Annotated in this window: 16 protein-coding genes and 1 pseudogene; 8 read left to right on the forward strand and 9 right to left on the reverse strand. The window is 73.3% G+C overall.

The features are described from left to right. Positions 1–239 precede the first annotated feature (239 nt). Positions 240–470, forward strand: coding sequence for a hypothetical protein (locus ACWCPF_RS07025; RefSeq protein WP_451044226.1), 231 nt, complete (start codon positions 240–242; stop codon positions 468–470). Further along, the gene (locus tag ACWCPF_RS07030; RefSeq protein WP_451043931.1) at positions 403–1,764 is read left to right on the forward strand and encodes an RNA-guided endonuclease TnpB family protein; all 1,362 of its coding nucleotides are present in this window, start codon (positions 403–405) and stop codon (positions 1,762–1,764) included. Before ACWCPF_RS07025 ends, ACWCPF_RS07030 begins: the two co-directional genes overlap by 68 nt. A gap of 7 nt (positions 1,765–1,771) precedes the next feature. Here ACWCPF_RS07030 and ACWCPF_RS07035 read toward each other — a convergent pair whose 3' ends face one another. After that, entirely contained in the window at positions 1,772–2,347 is a 576-nt protein-coding gene (locus ACWCPF_RS07035; RefSeq protein ID WP_451043932.1) for a hypothetical protein, read from the reverse strand. 198 nt (positions 2,348–2,545) lie between these two features. On the opposite strand from ACWCPF_RS07035, the gene ACWCPF_RS07040 reads away from it, so the two are divergent. Then, positions 2,546–4,078 (forward strand): subtype B tannase, encoded by a 1,533-nt coding sequence (locus ACWCPF_RS07040; protein ID WP_451043933.1) that lies wholly within the window; start codon positions 2,546–2,548, stop codon positions 4,076–4,078. An 8-nt stretch (positions 4,079–4,086) separates the two neighbouring features. On the opposite strand, the gene ACWCPF_RS07045 is transcribed toward ACWCPF_RS07040, so the two are convergent. Genes ACWCPF_RS07045 through ACWCPF_RS07055 form a run of 3 tightly spaced genes read right to left on the reverse strand, consistent with a single transcriptional unit; the run spans position 4,087 to position 7,448 of the window. Next, a complete protein-coding gene (locus ACWCPF_RS07045) occupies positions 4,087–5,508 on the reverse strand; it encodes a PTS transporter subunit EIIC (protein WP_451043934.1) in 1,422 nt (473 codons plus the stop codon). A gap of 16 nt (positions 5,509–5,524) precedes the next feature. Then, positions 5,525–6,448, reverse strand: a complete 924-nt coding sequence (gene murQ, locus ACWCPF_RS07050) for an N-acetylmuramic acid 6-phosphate etherase (protein ID WP_451043935.1) — start codon at positions 6,446–6,448, stop codon at positions 5,525–5,527. Positions 6,449–6,488: 40 nt separating this feature from the next. After that, positions 6,489–7,448 carry a MurR/RpiR family transcriptional regulator gene (locus tag ACWCPF_RS07055; protein ID WP_451043936.1) on the reverse strand — a complete coding sequence of 320 codons (960 nt, stop codon included), beginning with the start codon at positions 7,446–7,448 and terminating at the stop codon, positions 6,489–6,491. 55 nt (positions 7,449–7,503) lie between these two features. Here ACWCPF_RS07055 and ACWCPF_RS07060 point away from each other — a divergent pair, with 55 nt between their 5' ends. Continuing rightward, positions 7,504–7,887, forward strand: coding sequence for a hypothetical protein (locus tag ACWCPF_RS07060; RefSeq protein WP_451043937.1), 384 nt, complete (start codon positions 7,504–7,506; stop codon positions 7,885–7,887). Continuing rightward, positions 7,884–8,153, forward strand: coding sequence for a DUF4031 domain-containing protein (locus ACWCPF_RS07065; RefSeq protein ID WP_451043938.1), 270 nt, complete (start codon positions 7,884–7,886; stop codon positions 8,151–8,153). The genes ACWCPF_RS07060 and ACWCPF_RS07065 overlap by 4 nt, the downstream gene beginning before the upstream one ends. Here ACWCPF_RS07065 and ACWCPF_RS07070 read toward each other — a convergent pair. Both ACWCPF_RS07070 and ACWCPF_RS07075 read right to left on the reverse strand, forming a co-directional pair. After that, positions 8,146–8,646: pseudogene (locus ACWCPF_RS07070) on the reverse strand (GNAT family N-acetyltransferase); the annotation flags it as partial. The gene ACWCPF_RS07065 and the pseudogene ACWCPF_RS07070 sit on opposite strands and share 8 nt — an antisense overlap. A gap of 47 nt (positions 8,647–8,693) precedes the next feature. After that, positions 8,694–9,338 (reverse strand): HD domain-containing protein, encoded by a 645-nt coding sequence (locus ACWCPF_RS07075; protein ID WP_451043939.1) that lies wholly within the window; start codon positions 9,336–9,338, stop codon positions 8,694–8,696. A 112-nt stretch (positions 9,339–9,450) separates the two neighbouring features. Here ACWCPF_RS07075 and ACWCPF_RS07080 point away from each other — a divergent pair, with 112 nt between their 5' ends. Further along, entirely contained in the window at positions 9,451–10,152 is a 702-nt protein-coding gene (locus tag ACWCPF_RS07080) for a copper homeostasis protein CutC (RefSeq protein ID WP_451043940.1), read from the forward strand. A gap of 131 nt (positions 10,153–10,283) precedes the next feature. Here the strand turns inward: ACWCPF_RS07080 and ACWCPF_RS07085 are convergent, their stop codons facing one another. Continuing rightward, the gene (locus ACWCPF_RS07085; protein ID WP_451043941.1) at positions 10,284–12,353 is read right to left on the reverse strand and encodes a HelD family protein; all 2,070 of its coding nucleotides are present in this window, start codon (positions 12,351–12,353) and stop codon (positions 10,284–10,286) included. A 289-nt stretch (positions 12,354–12,642) separates the two neighbouring features. On the opposite strand from ACWCPF_RS07085, the gene ACWCPF_RS07090 reads away from it, so the two are divergent. After that, positions 12,643–12,831, forward strand: coding sequence for a hypothetical protein (locus tag ACWCPF_RS07090; RefSeq protein ID WP_451043942.1), 189 nt, complete (start codon positions 12,643–12,645; stop codon positions 12,829–12,831). A gap of 56 nt (positions 12,832–12,887) precedes the next feature. Here the strand turns inward: ACWCPF_RS07090 and ACWCPF_RS07095 are convergent, their stop codons facing one another. Next, the gene (locus tag ACWCPF_RS07095; protein ID WP_451043943.1) at positions 12,888–14,534 is read right to left on the reverse strand and encodes a DNA repair helicase XPB; all 1,647 of its coding nucleotides are present in this window, start codon (positions 14,532–14,534) and stop codon (positions 12,888–12,890) included. 173 nt (positions 14,535–14,707) lie between these two features. Here ACWCPF_RS07095 and ACWCPF_RS07100 point away from each other — a divergent pair, with 173 nt between their 5' ends. Further along, positions 14,708–15,262: a hypothetical protein gene (locus ACWCPF_RS07100; protein ID WP_451043944.1), complete on the forward strand. Its 555-nt coding sequence runs from the start codon at positions 14,708–14,710 to the stop codon at positions 15,260–15,262. Between the two features lie 63 nt (positions 15,263–15,325). On the opposite strand, the gene ACWCPF_RS07105 is transcribed toward ACWCPF_RS07100, so the two are convergent. Further along, entirely contained in the window at positions 15,326–17,905 is a 2,580-nt protein-coding gene (locus ACWCPF_RS07105; protein ID WP_451043945.1) for a helicase-associated domain-containing protein, read from the reverse strand. Positions 17,906–18,022: the final 117 nt, after the last annotated feature.

Raw genomic sequence — 18,022 nt, forward strand, 5'->3', positions numbered from 1 at the left:
GGGCAGGGGCAGCCGGATCGCCGTCAGGGCGATCCGGCGTCCTCGTCCAGGATGCTGAGGGTGGCCGTGGGCAGGTGGTGGTGACGGGGAGTCGATGACCCGGTGGCCGGTGGCCGGTGGGGTGTGGTCACTCGGACGGGTGACGGTGATCGATGGTGTGCGCGGGCGGGGAATGTGCGGTCTATGTTCGCGGCATGGCGCGGTTTCGGATGTACCCGACGAGCGGGCAGGAGCGGCAGATGCTGCTGCACTGCGCGCACGCCCGCTACGTCTGGAACCTCGCTGTCGAGCAGCATGCGCACTGGAGGCCGGGCCGCGGGTCCGCGCCGGGGTTCGCGGAGCAGTGCCGTCAGCTGACCGAGGCGCGGCGACAACGAGTGGCTGGCGGCGGGGAACGCGGACGTGCAGCAGCAGGCGTTGAAGGACTTCGCCGCGGCCAGGAACGCCTGCTTCACGTCCGGGTTCGGTGAGCCGACCTGGCGCAAGAAGTTCACGCATGAGGGCTTCCGTGTCATCGGCACCGACCGTGTCCCCGAGTGCCACGCGGACGGCTCGGCGAAGCTGAATGCGAAGACCGGCAGGCAGGTCATGGGCCGGTCCGTCGTGGTGCGGAAGCTAAATCGGCGCTGGGCGCAGGTGAAGGTGCCCGGCTGCGGCTGGGTCCGCTTCCGTCTCAGTGCCGGGGGCAAGGGCGCGCAGCTCCCTGCGGCGAAGACGTTTCGGGTCACGTTCCGCAACGGGCAGTGGCATGCCGCGTTCGCCGTCGTCCCGGAGCCGGTGCCCGCGCCCGGCACCAGTGGGGTCATCGGCATCGACCGGGGCATCACGATCACCGCGGCCCTCTCCGACGGCCGGAAGCTGAACTGCCCGCAGCTCACCGGCCGCGAGCGCGCCCAGATTCGCAAGCGCCAGCGGCGCGCCGCCCGCGCCCCCAAGGGCAGTGAGCGCAAGACCGTCGAGTACGCGAAGGCCGCGCAGCTCAAGGCTCGCGAGGCGAACCGGCGCAAGGACTGGTGCGAGAAGACCAGCACTCTGCTCGCCAAGTCCTACGACCTGATTCGCTTCGAGAAGCTGGACATCAGGAACATGACCCGCTCCGCGAAGGGCACCGTGGAGCAGCCCGGCAAGAACGTGGCGCAGAAGGCGGGGCTGAACCGGGGCATCCTCGCCCAGGGCTGGGGCCTGCTCCGCCAGCGCACCGGACACAAAGCACCGGGCCGGGGCGAGGACGTTCCCGCCCTCTACACGTCTCTGCGGTGCAGTGCCTGCGGTTGGATCGACAAGAACTCGCGCAAGAGCCAAGCCGAGTTCGTCTGTTCCTCCTGCGGTTTCACCTGTAACGCGGACACCAACGCAGCAGCCAACGTCGCGGCAGGACAGGGCGGGATCCCCCGCCCCCGGCGAACAGCCGGTGCCGGAGGGACGACACCGCCCGAACAGTGGTCGAGCGTCCGTGAACCTCAGCCCATATCGGCTGGAATCCCCCCTCTTTTAAGAGGGGAGGATGTCAAACGAGGGGTGACGGCCGCTTCGCTTCCCGCTGCCGCTTCAGCTTCCGACACTTTCGCCGACCACGGCGCGTTCCGCACCGCGTGGACGGCCTTCGCGCGGACCGGGGACCCGGGCTGGCCGGCGTACGAGCGGGAGCAGCGGCTGGAGCCGGTGCTGGACGTGGAGCCGGAGGTGCGCCCGTACCCGGAGGAGACCTCCCGCCGGCTGTGGGAGGGGTACGACTTCCCGCCGCTGCCGTTGATCGGCGGCTGACTGGGCCCTACAGGTTGCCCAGCGGCTCGATGTCGACCTTCACCGGGGTGCCCCAGATCCGCAGCACCTCGTAGTCGGTGAACTCGTGCACGAGCCGGTAGGCCATCGCGGGGCGGGAGCCGCGGCGCAGGGCGTTGATGTACTGCTCGGCCTCGCGCCGGTCCCTTCTGGGCGTCCCGCACAGGTGCCACTCCTGGCCGTTCCACAGCTCCGCCAGCCAGCGCTGCTGCGGCTGCGGGCGGTCGGCGCGGGTGCCGTAGCGGGAGACGGAGGGGGTGGGGGCGGCGTACGGCGCCTGCGGGGCCGGGCCGTTGAACTCGGCGCGCCGGGCCGACCGGCGGCGCGTCTCGCACAGCAGGCACAGGTCGGGGGCCGCCTCGTCGACCGGACCGTACGGATGCTCGGCGCAGCGGGTGGTGGGCGCGGCGCCGACGACGCTCTCGTCCAGGAGCTCCAGGGCACGCCGCAGATCGGCCTTGACCTCGTGCAGCTTGGCGTCCGGGGTGTCGCCGGTGAGCGCGTCGCCGTGCTCGCCGAGCACACGGAGGGCACGGCCGAGCGCGGTGAGCTGGGCGTGGTTCATGACACCCAGGGTAGGGGCGGCGGGGGCAGGGGCGGCTCTCGGCCAAGTTGTGACCGCGGGCTAGCATTGTTGACAATTTCGATGACGATTGGGGGTGAGAGCCGTCTACAGAAGAGACGGAAGTGAAGTCGAGTGAAGAAGCGAGTGATGAAAGTGTCGAGAGTGACGCGAGTGACGCGCAGGAGTGTGGTCCGGGGGATGGGAGTCACCGCCGCCGCGGCGGCCGTGCCCGGGGTCGGGCTCACCGGAGTCGGGGTCGCCAGGGCCGCCGCCGACTCCCCGGTCCTCGACTCCTCCCTGGCCTTCGACTCCTCCCTGGTCTTCGACCCCTCCGCCTACACCGAGCAGACCATCGGGATCAAGGACACCACCGGCACTGTCCACAGCGTGACCTACCGCTTCTTCAAGGTCGCCAGCTATGTGGCCGAACCGGTGAACGCGGCGTACCAGTCCCTGAACGTCAGCGTCCCGGTCGTGATCGACGGCGTCGCCGTGGACGCCTCCGACGCGCCCATCCTGTTCGCCAACCAGGTCGGCGGTTACATGCCGTCGTCCGTGGCGAACGCGACCGGGATCAGCGCGTCGGGGATGGGCGGCGGCACCAGTCGCCAGGGTCTGGCGCTCGCCGCCGGGTACGTCGTCGTGGAGCCCGGCGCCCGCGGCCGTAGCCTCGTCGACGCGAACGGCGTCTACTACGGCACCGCGCCCGCCGCGATCGTCGACCTCAAGGCCGCGGTGCGGTACCTGAAGTTCAACAAGGGCCGGGTGCCGGGCGACACCGACCGGATCGTGTCGTCCGGGGTCAGCGCCGGCGGCGCGCTCTCCGCGCTCCTCGGCGCCTCCGGCGACAGCCCGCTCTACGACCGCTACCTGGCGGAGATCGGCGCGGCCGACGCCTCCGACGCGATCTTCGCCAGCGGCGACTGGTGCCCCATCACCGACCTGGAGCACTCCGACGCCGGCTACGAGTGGAACTGGGGCGCCAACCCGCTGGCCTCGGGTGCGACGGTCGACGCGACCGTGTCCGCCGACCTCAAGGCCCAGTACACGGACTACCTCGCGTCCCTCAGACTCCGGGCCAGGGGCTACGGCGCCCTCACCGTGCGCAACCTGGACGCCTACATCCTGGAGACCTTCATCCAGCCGTCGGCCGCCAAGTACCTGGCGGCACTCACGGACACCGCCCGCGACGCCTACCTCGCGGCGCACCCCTTCATCACCTGGTCCGCCGGCAAGGCCGCCTTCACCTGGGCGGACTTCCTCACCCACGTCGGCCCGAGGAAGAAGAACGCGCCCTCGTTCGACGGCTTCGACCTGGCCACGCCCGAGTGCAACCTGTTCGGCGCCGGCGTCACCAGGGCCCGCCACTTCACGCTGTACAGCCTGCGCCATGAGTCCGGCGGCAGCGCACGCCTCGACCCGGACATCCCGGCCAAGCTCCATCTGATGAACCCGATGTTCCACCTCGTCGACAAGGTCAACCCGCACCGCGCGAAGCACTGGTGGATCCGCGTCGGCACCAAGGACAGCGACACCTCCCTGTCGGTGGTCGCCAACCTCGCCACCCGCCTGGGCAACCTCGGCGACGACGTGAACACGTCCTACTACTGGGACGGCGGCCACGGCGCGGACCAGGACCCGGGCGACTTCATCGCCTGGATCGCGAAGGTCTCGGGCCACAAGGCCCACGGGAACCACGGGAGCCATGGGGGCCACGGGAACCACGGATAGCAGTGACCTCAAGGGGCGTGGGCGGCAGCCGAGTCAGCCGTGGCAGCCGCGGCAGCCGCCCGTACCCCGCCGAACGCGTACGTCGCGGCGAAACCGACCGCGTACCCCGTCAGCAGTCCGCCCGCGTAGATCGCCGCCGTCGCGCCCAGCCCCCGGTTCCCGGCCAGCAGCGGGAACAGGGCCCAGCCGGACGGGCCGATCGCCGTCGCGCCCACCTGGTCGCCGAGCATCGCGAAGAACCCGACGAAGGCCCCGCCCGCCGCGCCGCCCGCGCAGGCCGTGAGGAAGGGCCGGCCCAGGGGGAGCGACACCCCGTAGATCAGGGGTTCGCCGACGCCCAGCAGTCCGGCGGGGAGCGCTGACCTGATCGTCGTCCGAAGGGAGGCTCCCGGCCCGCTGTCGCGCAGTCGGACGTACACCGCGACTGCCGCGCCGACCTGGCCCGCGCCCGCCATCGCCAGGATGGGCAGGAGGGCGGTGTGGCCCTGCTGTTCGATGAGGGTGGTGTGGATGGGGATGAGGGCCTGGTGGAGGCCGAGCATCACCAGCGGCAGGAAGAGCCCGCCGAGCACCAGACCCGCGAACGGGCCCGTCGTCGCGAGCAGCCAGTTCGCCGCCGTGCCGATGGCCGAGGAGACCGCGCCGGCCGCATACATCAGGCCGTAGAGCGTGCCGAGGCCGGCGACGAGGACGGTCAGGGCGGGGGTGAGGAGGACGTCCAGGGTCTCCGGGACCCGGCCGCGGCACCACCGTTCCACGCCCGTCGCCAGCAGGGCGGCCGCCAGCGCGCCGAGGACCCCGCCCTGGCCGGGGGCGAGCGTCACCCCGAACGCGGTCACCTTCGCGACGCCCGGATAGACGACGATCGCCGCGACCGCGCCGCCCAGGATCGGGGTGCCGCCGAACTCCTTCGCCGTGTTGTGGCCGACGAACACGGCGATCAGCGCCATGAAGGCGGAGGCGACGGCGGCCAGGGCGGGGGTCAGCCCCGGCAGCCAACCGGCGTTGAGGAGCAGGCCGCCCAGGCCGGCGAGGATCCCGCAGCCGATCAGCGCCGGGATGAGCGGGACGAACACGGCGGCGAGCCGGCGCAGGGTCCGCTTCAGCGGGGTCGCGTTGCGCTGTGCCCGCGCCGCCTTCAACTCGGCGCCGCGGGTGGCCAGCGCGTCCACGGCCGCGGTCGTCAGCTTCTCGAACTCGGCGGTCACCCGCGTCACCACGCCCGGTCCGAGGACGATCTGGAAGGTGTCGTCGGCCACCACGACCCCCAGCACCCCGGGCACCGCCCGCAGCGCCGCCTCGTCCGCCCGGGACGGATCGGCGAGGCCCAGCCGCAGCCGGGTCATGCAGTGGGCGACGGACGTGACGTTCGCGGGGCCGCCGACCAGGGGCAGGATCGCGGCGGCCGTGGAGGAGGAGTCGATACGCACGCTCCGAGCGTGCGGCTCAGCGGCTCGCGGCGGCGAGCGCGGCGCGCAGATGTCCCCCGGACTCCTCCAGAAGGCGGGCGGCGGTCGGCCCGTCCACCTCGGCCAGCAGGACGAGGATCGCGTTCTTCACCTCGCCGCCGGCGGCCGCGAGGGCGGCCTCGATCTCGTCGTCCGGCGCGCCCGTCGCCAGCGCGACGATCCGCCGGGAACGCGCGCGCAGCTTGTCGTTCGAGGCACGGACGTCGACCATCAGGTTCCCGTAGGTCTTGCCCAGCCGGATCATCGTGATCGTCGAGATCATGTTCAGCACCAGCTTCTGCGCCGTGCCGGCCTTCAGCCGGGTGGAGCCGGTGAGCAGTTCGGGCCCCACGACCACCTCGATCCCGTGCTCGGCGGCGGCGGCCAGCGCGCTGCCCGGGTTGCAGGCCAGCCCGACGGTCAGCGCGCCCCGGGCGCGGGCGTACTCGACCGCGCCGACGGCGTACGGAGTGCGGCCGGAGGCGGAGACCCCGATCACCGTGTCGGCGGAGGTGAGGGAGAGGGCGGCGAGGTCCGTCTCGGCCAGTTCCCGGGAGTCCTCGGCGCCCTCGACGGACGTGATCACGGCCTCCGGGCCGCCCGCGATGAGCCCGACGACCTGGTCGGGCGCGGTGTTGAAGGTCGGCGGGCATTCGGAGGCGTCGAGCACCCCGAGCCGCCCGGCGGTACCGGCCCCGGCATAGACGAGCCGCCCGCCGCGCGCCATCCGCTCGGCCACGGCGTCGACGGCGGCGGCGATGCGGGGGAGCTGCGCGGCCACGGCGGCGGGGACGCCGGAGTCCTCCGCGTTCATCAGCCGGGCGAGCTCCAGGGTGGGCAGCCGGTCGATCTCGGCGAACTCGGCCCGAAACGCTTCGGTGGGCAGGGAGTTCAGTTGGGCGCGAAGGTCAGGGGAGTTCATCGGGGGTGCTCTTTCCAACGAGGGTCCGGTACGACTACCTCTACCGGTGCCGGTGGGCCAACGCCTCGTAACTCGCCGCCAACGCGGGCGCGGCCGTCGGATAGGTCCGCTGCGCCACCCCCACGAACAGACAGTCGACCACCAGCAGCTGACTGGTCCGGGAGGACATCGCCGCAGGCCGCAGCTCGCTCTCCCGCGCGGTGGACGTGGTCAGCACATGATCCGCGTACTGCGTGACCGCGCTCTGCGGCCGCCCGGTGATGGCGACGGTCGTGGCCCCCCGCTCGAACGCCACCCGCAGCGGCTCGACGACGTCCCGGGTCGATCCCGAGTGCGTGACGGCGACGGCGAGATCGCCGGGGGCGAGCTGCACCGCGGTGGTCACCGCGAGATGGGTGTCGCTGTGGGCGTGCGCGATGCGCCCTATCCGCAGCAGCTTCTGGGTGAGGTCCTGGGCGACCAGCCCGGACGCGCCGACCCCGTACACGTCGATGCGCCGGGCGCCCGCCGCCGCGCTGACCGCCGCTTCGAGCTGGCCGGTGTCGAGGGCGGCGGCGGTGTCGGCGAGGGTCTGCTGCTCGTCGTGGGCGAGTTTGGCGACGACGTCCGCCAGGGTGTCGTCGACCGCGATGTCGGTGGTGAGGGCGGGCGACCGGCCGGACCGCTGCTGGGCCGCGAGCCCGGCGAGGGCGAGACGCAGATCGCGGTAGCCGGCATAGCCGAGGAGGCGGGCGGTGCGCACGACGGTCGCCTCGCTGGTGCCGGTGCGTTCGGCGAGGCCCGTGATGGTGAGGGCGGCGCAGCCCGCGGGGTCGCCCGCGACGGTCTCGGCGACGCGCCGCATGGAACGGGTCGCGGTGGGCGCGAGCGTGCGGACCTTGGCGGCGAGGGCGGCGGGAGTGGCAGGCACGGCAGGTGTGGCAGGCACGGCAGGCGTGGCAGGCGCGGTGGGAGCGGCAGGCGTGGGGAGGCTGAAAGTTTCCTTCGCGTCCTCGGTCACGGGACGAAAGATATTTTTGGTCAGGACGGCGGTCAAGAGTGCGCACAATGGGTGCATGGAACCCGTGAGCTCCCTGGAGCAGGCGTTGCACGCCGCGCGCGCCCTCGTGCTCGCCGATCTGGCCGCCGGGCAGGTCGCCGCGGCGGACGTGGTGTCCATGGTGGAGGACTCCGTCGCGCAGCGCCGCTGGTGGGTCGAGCAGTGGCCGGAGGGCGCGGCGTACGTCGCGGGGCTGGTGGCGCAGGACGTGCAGGACGCGCTGCTGGAGCGGTACGGGCGCTGGCCGTTGTGCCCGGTCTGCGGCTCCGGCGATCCGCACGCCCTGGAGGTCGAGCCCGAGCTGGGACCCGACCCGCACTGGGTGTGCCACCTGGCGGGCGTGAAGGTCGCCGCGGTGGGGACGCTGGGTTCGGCGACCGGGGGAACGGTCTCGTCGTGACGGTCTACATCGACCCGCCGAACTGGCCGGGGCACGGCCGGATGTGGTCGCACCTCGTCAGCGACGTCTCGTACGCCGAACTGCACGCCTTCGCCGACGCGCTGGGCGTCCCCCGCCGCGCCTTCGAACGGGATCACTACGACATCCCGTCGCATCGCTACCCCGAGGTGGTGGCGGGCGGGGCGGTCGAGGTGAGCAGCCGCGAGGTGGTGCGGCTGCTGACGGAGTCCGGCCTGCGCCGACGCAAGGGCGGCCAGGTCAGCTGAGGTGCGGGGCGTGCGGGGCCCGCAGTTCGTACGCGTACTCCCCGTCCCCCTCGCCGACCCTGACGAACCCGGCCCGCTCCAGCACGGCCCGGGAGGCGGTGTTGGCGTGCTCGACGACCGCGAACAGGCGCTGTACGTCGTCCCGCGCCAGCGCCCAGCCGGCCAGCGCGCGCAGCGCCTCGGTGGCGTAGCCGTGGCCGCGGGCGGCTTCGACCAGGTCGTAGCCGATCTCGGTGCGGCCGTCGTCGTCCGGAGCCGCGTGGAAGCAGATGCTGCCGACGGCCCGGCCGTCCTCCCGGCGGACGACGACGTAGAGGCCGAACCCGGGCCGGAGCACGCCGGACGCGTACGCCTTGGCGACCATTCCGGCGGCGTCGCGCGTCCCCTCGAACGGCGCGCCCCCGAGCCAGCCGAAGCCTCCGCCGCCGCCCGCGCGCAGTCCGGCGGCGGCGCCGGGCCCGACGGCTTCGAGGGTCAGGCGGTCGGTGGGGATACCGGGGACACCGGGCATACCGGGGATGCCGCGCCCGACGGGGGTCGTCATGAGGTCAGCAGCTCCAGCTCGCCCCGCAGGTTGTGGCGGGCCGTCTCCTCCCACCGTTCGGCGCCGTACGGGGTCCTGAACAGGCGTGGCAGGTCGAGGAGTTGGCGCAGGACGTCGGCCCGCCCGGCGCGGAAGGCCTCGTTCGGGACGAAGTGGTACTCCTCGCGGACGGCGAGGGTGTAGACGGCGTACGCGGAGGGCGGCGCGGCGAGGATCGCGAGGTCGGCGTCGCACAGGACCTGGCCGTCGGGGTCGTCGTCGGCCGGGTCGTGGGTCACGGTGAGCCGGACGAGCCGCGCGACCTCGGCGGTCTTCGCCGGGGACACCCCGGCCTCGGGCAGGGCGCGCTCGACGAGCCGGGCCGAGCGCTCCTCGTTCTCGGAGCGGTCGGGCAGATAGACGGCGTCGTGGAACCAGGCGGCCAGCCGGACGAGGTCCGGTTCGGCGGCGTGCGCCTGGAGGACGTCGATCCGGTCGAGGACCTCGGTGAGGTGCGTCAGCGTGTGGTAGCGGCGCTGCGGCTCCTGCCAGCGGGCGAGGAGATCGTCGGCGTACGGCGCCGGGTCGGAGCCGCCGACGGGGGGCCGCGCTCTCTCCAGGGCGTGGCTGAAACGGGTGCGCAGGGCGTCGAGATCGGCCATGACCTCATTGTCGCGCGTGCGGCCGGGGTCTCCGGGCGTATTCTGAATTGGACTAGACCTCTAGTCGCCCGATGAAGCAGATGAAGCCGATGCAGCCGATGAATGGGGTCCCATGAGCAAGCGTGCAGTTCTGGAGGTGATCGCCCTCGACGTCGAGGACGCGGTCGCCGCCCAGGCCGGAGGCGCCGACCGCCTCGAACTGGTCACCGACATGGCCGCCGACGGGCTCACCCCGCCGCTCACGGCCTTCACCGGGATCCGGTCCGCCGTCGACCTCTCCCTGCGCGTCATGCTGAGACTCACCGACGGCTTCGCGGCCGGGGACGTCGACCGGCTCGTCCGCGTCGCCGACGGACTGCGGGCGGCCGGCGCGGACGAGTTCGTGCTCGGGTTCCTCGACGCGGAGGGCGGGGTCGACCTCGCCGCGGTGGAGCGGGTCGTCGCCGAGCTGGACGGCTGCCGCTGGACCTTCCACCGCGCCCTGGACCACGTCGGCGACCGCGACGCCCTGCGCAAGCAGCTGGACGGCCTGCCCGGACTGGACACCTACCTCACGGCCGGCTCCCCGGACGGCGTCGACGCCGGCCTCCCCACCCTCCTCGCGGAGGCGGCCCGGCACGGTGAGCAGGGCTATGAGCAGCAGCTTCTCGTCGGCGGCGGCCTGCGCCTCGACCACGTGCCGCTGCTGCGCTCAGCCGGCGTCGACGCCTTCCACATCGGCGGCGCGGCCCGCCCGGGGGGCTGGACCGCACCGGTGTCGCCGCGGGCGGTGGCCCGCTGGCGGCGGACGGTGGACGGGACCCCGGCCGACTGAGCGGGCCGGGCGAAGTCGGCGGTTCGGCAGCGCCCCTTAGGGGCGCGGGGAACTGCGCGACCAGCCACGACGGCGCCGCAGTGCAACGACGGCACATCGCGGCACGTCCAGCGGAGCGCTCCGCGGAGCGCTCAGTCGAGCTGGGTCGGCAGTGGGGCCGTGTGGGTCACGATCAGGCCCGACACGGCTCGGGTCAGGGCCACGTACAGGCGGCGCAGGCCCGTCCGCTCGTCCGGTTCGCCGTCCACCACGGCCCGGGGTTCGTCCAGGACGACGTAGTCGTACTCCAGGCCCTTGGCGAGGGACGCCGGGACCAGGGTGAGCCGGGTCTCGGCCGTCGTCTCCTCGCCGGGGGCCAGATGGCCGATCCCCGCGGCGGTCAGGGCTTCGGCCAGGGCCGGGATCCGGGCGTCCGCCGCGATCAGGCCCGTCGAGCCCTCGTGGCGCAGCAACTCCTCGCAGGCCGCGAGGACCTCGCCGTCCCCGGAGACCGGACGGACGTCGAAGAAGCCGGGGTTCTCCCGGACCGACGCGACGGGCGTGAGGCCCGGCGCGATGTCCGGGAGCAGCCGGGAGGCGTAGGTGATGACGTCCGTCGGGACGCGGAAACCGGCCGTCAGCTCCTCGATCACCGCGTCCGCCTTGCCGAGGTGGGCGAGGGCCTCCTGCCAGCTCCGGGTCGCCCACGGGGTGGTGCCCTGCGCGAGGTCGCCGAGGACGGTCGCCGAACCGGTGGTGCAGCGGCGGCCCACGGCCCGGTACTGCATGGGGGACAGGTCCTGCGCCTCGTCCAGGACCACATGGCCGAGCGAGTGCGTGCGCTCGACGAGGTCGGTCGCCTCGTCGATCAGGACCGCGTCCGCCGCCGACCACCTGGCCGACTTCACGGAGCGCACCGGCTTCTGCCACAGGATCGTCTTCTGCTCGTCCTCGCCGAGCACGCCCTCCGCGTGCGTCGCGAGGAACTCCGGGTCGGTGAGCAGCCGCAGCACCAGCTTCGCCGGGTCGACGACCGGCCACACGGCCTTCACCGCCGCCTTCACCGCGCTGTTGCGGGCGACGGCGTCCTGCACCCGGTCGTCCGGGGCCTCGCCCGAGCGCTCCATCTGCACCAGCACGGCGTGCGCGATGCGCTGCGGCAGGGCCTCGCGGGCCGCGCCGTAGCGGATGTCCCGGTCGAGCAGCTCGCGGACCATTTCCTCCAGTTCATACGCCGGAACCCGCCAGCGCCGGGAGCCGCGCACGACGACGATCGGCTCGCTCGGCATGCTCACGTGCGCGTAGACGGCGCGCCGCAGCACCTGCGCCATCCGCGCGTCGCCCTTCACGATCGCCGCCGCCGCGTCGTCCGCGCCCCGGACCTCCACATGGGCCACCAGGTCGTCGACCGTGCCCTGGCGGACCGTCAACTCGCCGAGCGCGGGCAGCACCTGTTCGATGTAGTGCAGGAACGACCGGTTCGGCCCGATGACCAGCGTGCCCGTGCGGGCGAGCCGCTCGCGGTGGGCGTACAGCAGATACGCCACCCGGTGCAGACCGACGGCCGTCTTCCCGGTGCCCGGCCCGCCCTGGACGCAGACCGTCCCGCCCAGCCCGCTGCGCACGATCTCGTCCTGCTCGGGCTGGATGGTCGCGACGATGTCGCGCATCGGACCGACGCGCGGCCGCTCGATCTCCTGCTGGAGCAGCTTGCTGGTGGCGGCGCCGCCCGACGGATCGGCCGGGTCGGACAGGTGCTCGTCCTCGTACGCGGTGAGGTCGCCGCCGGTGTAGCCGAAGCGGCGGCGCAGCCCGACGTCCATCGGGTCCTTCTTTGAGGCCCGGTAGAACGGCTGCGAGACCGGCGCCCGCCAGTCGATGACCATGGGATCGCCGCCGGAGTCGTGCACATGCCGACGCCCGATGTAGAAGCGCTCCCCTTCCGCCCCTTCCGCCTGGTCGGCGCCGGGGGCGTGCAGGTAGTCGAGGCGGCCGAAGAAGAGCGGGGTGTGGCTGAGGTCGGCGAGCGCCTTGATGCGCTCCTCGATCTGGCGCTCCAGGATCTGGGCGTTGACCCAGTTCGCGGTGACGTCGCTGATGTCGAGCGCCTCGACGTCCTCGCGCATGGCGCGCAGCGCGGCACGGGAGGAGGTGAGATGGGCGCGCTCGCGGGCGAGGGGATCGTCGTCGACGGGCGAGGACGGCGTGGACGTCGCGGACAAGGGGGTGCCTCCGGACCTGTTCAGAGGGTGCTGTGGTGGGGCCGTCCGGTTTCCGTCCGGACGGCGGCTCTCCGGGAAGGGAGGCGGGCAAGAGCGGGGATTCTAGGTGAATGGCAGAGGCGGGCGCCAATGGATTTAGAGGCCGGGCGCTCCGCCCCCTAGGGGATGCAGCCGGTCCCGCTCGGGGGCGGCTCCACCCTCCGGGTGACTCCGGGGGTACTCAAGTAGCACCCGAACCGGGGACCTGAGACCGATGCCCGCTTTATGCCCCGGCTTCCATCATGGAGGCATGAGTGCAGCGACCATCAGCCCAGCCCGAGGCCCGGCCGGCGCCACCCCGCTGACCGGCACCCACACCCACCGTCACCAGCACCGCGTCGGCGACGCCCTGCGCGCGCTGAAGGTGTTCGCCCGCGCCGCCTTCGACGTCATACTTCTCGGCGAGTACGCGGAGGAAGCGGGCGTGCGCCGCAGGTGACCCGGTCCGTCCGGTCCGCCCGGCCCATCCGGCCCGCCCGAACCGTCCGGGGCGGCTCAGGTCTCCTCGGCCAGCAGCTCGTCCGCGTCCATGATCCGGTACGCGTAGCCCTGCTCCGCCAGGAAGCGCTGGCGGTGCGCCGCGAAGTCCTGGTCGATGGTGTCCCGGGCGACCACGGAGTAGAAGTGGGCCTGGTGCCCGTCCGACTTGGGGCGCAGTACCCGCCCGAGCCGCTGGGCCTCCTCCTGGCGGGAGCCGAAGGTGCCGGAGACCTGGATGGCGACGGTCGCCTCCGGCAGGTCGATCGAGAAGTTCGCGACCTTCGACACGACCAGCACGCTGATCTCGCCCTCCCGGAAGGCGTCGAAGAGTTTCTCGCGCTGGGCGTTGGAGGTCTCGCCCTTGATGACGGGGGCGTCGAGATGCTCGCCGAGCTCGTCGAGCTGGTCGATGTACTGCCCGATGACGAGGATCTGCTGCCCGGCGAACCGGCGCACGATCGCCTCGGTCACCTTCCGCTTGGTCGCCGTCGTCGCGCAGAAGCGGTACTTCTCCTCGGCCTCGGCGGTGGCGTAGGCGAGCCGCTCGGAGTCGGTGAGGTTGACGCGCACCTCGACACAGTCGGCGGGCGCGATGTAGCCCTGCGCCTCGATCTCCTTCCAGGGAGCGTCGAAGCGCTTGGGGCCGATGAGGGAGAAGACGTCCGACTCACGGCCGTCCTCGCGCACGAGGGTCGCGGTCAGTCCGAGCCGCCGCCGGGCCTGGAGGTCGGCGGTGAACTTGAAGACGGGCGCCGGCAGCAGGTGCACCTCGTCGTAGAGGATCAGCCCCCAGTCCCGGGAGTCGAACAGCTCCAGGTGCGGGTAGACGCCCTTCCGCCGGGTCGTCAGCACCTGGTAGGTGGCGATGGTGACGGGCCGGATCTCCTTCCGGGTCCCGCTGTACTCGCCGATCTCGTCCTCGGTCAGCGAGGTCCGCTTCACCAGCTCGTGCTTCCACTGCCGGGCGGAGACGGTGTTCGTGACGAGGATCAGGGTCGTGGACTTCGCCTGCGCCATGGCCCCGGCGCCGACCAGCGTCTTCCCGGCCCCGCACGGCAGCACGACGACACCGCTGCCGCCGTGCCAGAAGTTCTCCACGGCCTGCTTCTGATACGGCCTGAGCGCCCAGCCGTTCTCGTCCAGCTCGATCGCGTGCGCCTCGCCGTCGACGTACCCCGCGAGGTCCTCGGCGGGCCAGCCCAGCCTCAGCAGCGTCTGCTTGATCTGCCCGCGCTCGGAGGGGTGCACGGCCACGGTGTCGGGGTCGATCCGGTTGCCGACCAGCGGAGCGACCCGCTTCGACCGCAGGATCTCCTCCAGCACCGGCCGGTCGGTGGTGGTGAGCACCAGCCCGTGCGCCGGATGCTTGCTCAGCGTCAGCCGGCCGTAGCGGTCCATCGTCTCGGCGATGTCGACGAGCAGCGCGTGCGGCACGGGGTAGCGGCTGTACTGCACCAGTGCGTCGACGACCTGCTCGGCGTCGTGGCCGGCGGCCCGCGCGTTCCACAGCCCCAGCGGGGTCAGCCGGTAGGTGTGGATGTGCTCCGGCGCCCGCTCCAGTTCGGCGAACGGCGCGATGGCCCGACGGCAGTCGCCGGCCTGCTCGTGGTCGACCTCCAGGAGCAGGGTTTTGTCAGATTGGACGATGAGTGGACCGTTCACGTACGTGCACATCCCTTCCGCACGGCCAAACCTCCAGTGTGCCGTAAGGCGTCCCGAAACGGGGGGCCGCTGCTCCCCGGCCGACGTGGGCAACGTCTCGCGCAACCCTGCGCGTCCTCCGGGTGTCTCACCGGACGAGCAGCGCGGTGGGCGCGGGCGGTGGGGGGTTCGGTATGGCTGTGCTGTCGTTCCGTCGAGGGGCCGTCGGGGTCGGGGCCGCCGCCGTGCTGGCGGCCACGGGCACCTGGGTGATGTGGCCCGGCGAGGTCGACGCGAGGCTGTGGGCCGAGGTACGGCCCGTCATCGAGGCGCGGATCGCCGCGGACGCGGTGGGCAGCGGCTACGGCGAGACCCTGCCCGCACTCGACGCCCGCTGGTTCTGCCATGCGGAGGCGCTCGAACTGGAGGAGCACGACGGCGACGTACGGGCCGGAGTCAACACGCTGTGCGTCGAGTACGGGGTGCAGGGGGACAGCCTGGTGGAGTGCAGCGCCGGGCAGTATCCGCAGGTGATCCGCCTGGAACGGGACGCGGCGGCCAAGGGCGGCTACCGGGTCGTCTCCCGCGAGGAGCCGCCCGACGGGGCCGGGTACGCGCAGTGGACCCAGGCGCACTTCGGCGTCCTCGTCCGCTCCTCGCTGCGCACTCCGATGTCGTCCGCCGAGGTCGAGTCGCAGGCCCGCGCCCACTTCGGGCTGGCCGCGGACGCCTCCGTCGGCGAGTGCTGACCGTCGCCGACGGCCCCGCTCGGTCTTGGGCCCCTCAGCCGTCGCCCCGTCAGTCGTCGGCCCTCAGTCGTCGGCCAGCTCCGCGACCCCCGTGATCCGGTGCAGCGGGTACGTGCGGACCTCGTCCGCCGTGTGGTCGTACGCCGTCACGAAGCCGCCCTCCACCCGGACCGGGGCGATGACCCGCTGGCTCGCGGCGCCCTCCGCGTTGACGTAGCCGATCCACAGGGCCTCGCCGGTGAGGACCGCGGCCTGCATGGTCGCGAGGGTCTCGGCGGAGCTGGTGCGGGGGAGTTCGCCGGCGGCGAGCGGGGCGGCGTCCTCGGTCGGTTTGCGCGGCGTCGTGGCGGCCAGGTCGCCGGCCCGGATCGCCCGGATCGCCGCCGTGAGGAGGGTGCCGTCCGGCATCGGCGGGCCGTCCGGCACCGGCTCGGGGGCCGTGCGGGGCGGGGTGCGGTGCGCGTGGGCGCGGGTGATCAGGACGTCGCCCTCGGCGGACTCCGCGGCGGGCGCGAAGCCCATCTGACGCAGGCCTTCGAGCAGGGCCGCCGGATCGGCCTGCGCCGCGAGCACCGTGGGGGCGAGGCGGCGCAGCCGCAGGACGACGGCCCGCTTGTCGGCGAGGATCTCGTTCAGCAGTGCGTCGTCGTCGCAGCGGACATAGGCCGAGGCCGCGCCCACCCGCAGATGACCGTGGCGGCGCGCCACGTCGTCGATCAGATACGTCAGCGGCTGCGGCACCGGCGTACGCGAGTGCTCGGCGAGGAACGCGTGCAGGTCGGAGGCGCTGCGGCCGACGTCCAGGGCACGCCGGACCGAGCCGGGCGTGAAGCGGTAGACGGTCGCGCCGCCCTTGGACTCCACGTCCGCGAGCACGCTCAGCACCTCGGCGAGCGGCCGCCGCAGCGGGCCGGGGGCGACCGCGGTCAGGTCCGCCTGGAGCAGGACGTGGTCCAGCGGCTCCGGGAGGAGCGGAGTGAGCAGACGGGCGGCCGTCGCCGTGGCTACGGACTGCTCGGGCGGCGAGAGGGGCGCCGCCGTGGTGGCCGTGCGGGAGGAGTGGTGGTGATGGTGCGTGGGCAGCTTGTCGCCGGGGCCGCCGGGGCCGCCGGGAGCGGTTCCGGTCGTGGGCGGGGTCGGCGCCGGGGGTGCGCCCAGGAGCGCCCTGCCCTGCGCCGACAGCGCGCCGCGGCCGGTCACGCCCAGCAGTTCGGCCTCCGTCAGGGCCCAGCGGGCGAGCCGGGTGCGCAGATCGCCGTCGGTCTGGGCGTCCTGGGGATGCTGCGGTCCGCGCAGCGGGCGCTCCCAGCGCAGCCGGGTCAGCACCGCCTCCGCGTCCGGCGCGGCGCCCTCGGGCAGCCCGGCCAGCAGCGTCAGCACCCGGTGCCGCACCTCGGGCGCGGCGGACCGGTCCAGACCCGGACCCAGCGCCGACAGCGCCCGCTCCTTCAGATCCCGGCCGCCGACCACCCCGGACGTCCGGGTCGCCGCCAGCCACGCCTGCGCGAGCTGCGCCCACCGCTCGGCGGGCGGCCGCTCCAGCCACTCGTCGAACTCCGGGGTCGCCGCGTACCGTTCGTCGGCCTCCCCGTCGGAGGCGAGCAGCCCGGCCGCGTACGCCAGCTCGACCCAGAACGCGGCCAGCGGCTCGGACACGTCCAGCGCCACGGCCGTCCGCTTGAGGTCGCGCACGCTCAGCCCGCCCGCCCGCAGCACGGCCGGACCGCCCTCGTGCCAGTCCTTCAGCAGCTCCTCGACGGTCGTCAGCGCCGTGTACGCCTGACCGGCCGCCGTCGTGTCCACCACCTGTGGACGATGCACGGCGAGTGGCTCGACGCCCGGCGGCAGGGGTTCCGGCGAGCGGTGGGCGAGGCCGCCGCGCAGATGCAGGGCGACCTCGCGGGGGAGCACGACCGTCCCGGGCGCGGTCGGCAGCAGCAGCCCGCGGTCGAGCAGCCAGCGCAGCCGCGCCGCCGGCTCGGCCGTGACCTGCCCGTACGGCGGCCCCCACACCAGCCGGTCCAGGACGTCGAGCGAGTCGGCGGACGCCCCGGCGAGCAGGGCGGCCATCTTCCTGCGGTGCGTGAAGAGGGAGGTGAGCGCGCCGACGGCGGACACCGAGTCGTGCGTGGACGGCAGCCCGGCCGTCGCCACGATCTCCTGGATCCGGCCCGGCGACATGCCCGCGGTCGCCTCCCGCACGCTGGGCCCGAGCCCGGTCGGGGACGGGTGCTGCGGCGACGGCGCGAGCAGTTCGCGGGCCGTGCGGACGAGCCGGAGACGGTCGTCCGCGCCCCAGACCAGCGCCTGTTCGCGCAGCGCCGCGAGCGCGGCGGGCAGCGCCTCGACGACGGTCGGCTCGCGCTTGTCGCCCGCCATCAGGCCGAGCAGCTCGGCGTACGTCGCCGGTTCGCCGGCCACGGCCAGCGCCTCCGCACTCTGCAGGGCGAACCGGTCCAGCCGCTCCAGCGCGCGGACCACGGAGGCGCGGGTGCCGGCGCGGGTGGCGAGCTGCGTGAGGTCGGTGGGGACCGGGGTGATGAGGTCGGGGCGGGCGCGCAGGAGCGCGGCCAGGGAAGCGTCGTCCCGGGCGCGGAGCGCTTCCGCGAGGGACCGGGGGGCCTGGTGGTCCTCGGTGCTCATCTTGCCCACGGTATCGGTTGCCGTCCCCGGGGGCTGCGCCCCCAGACCCCCCACCGGCCCTGAACGGGCCTCGTCCTCAATCGCCGGACGGGCTGATGTGTCCTCACCGGTCCTTGA

It is taken from the genome of Streptomyces sp. NPDC001858, from assembly GCF_053594615.1.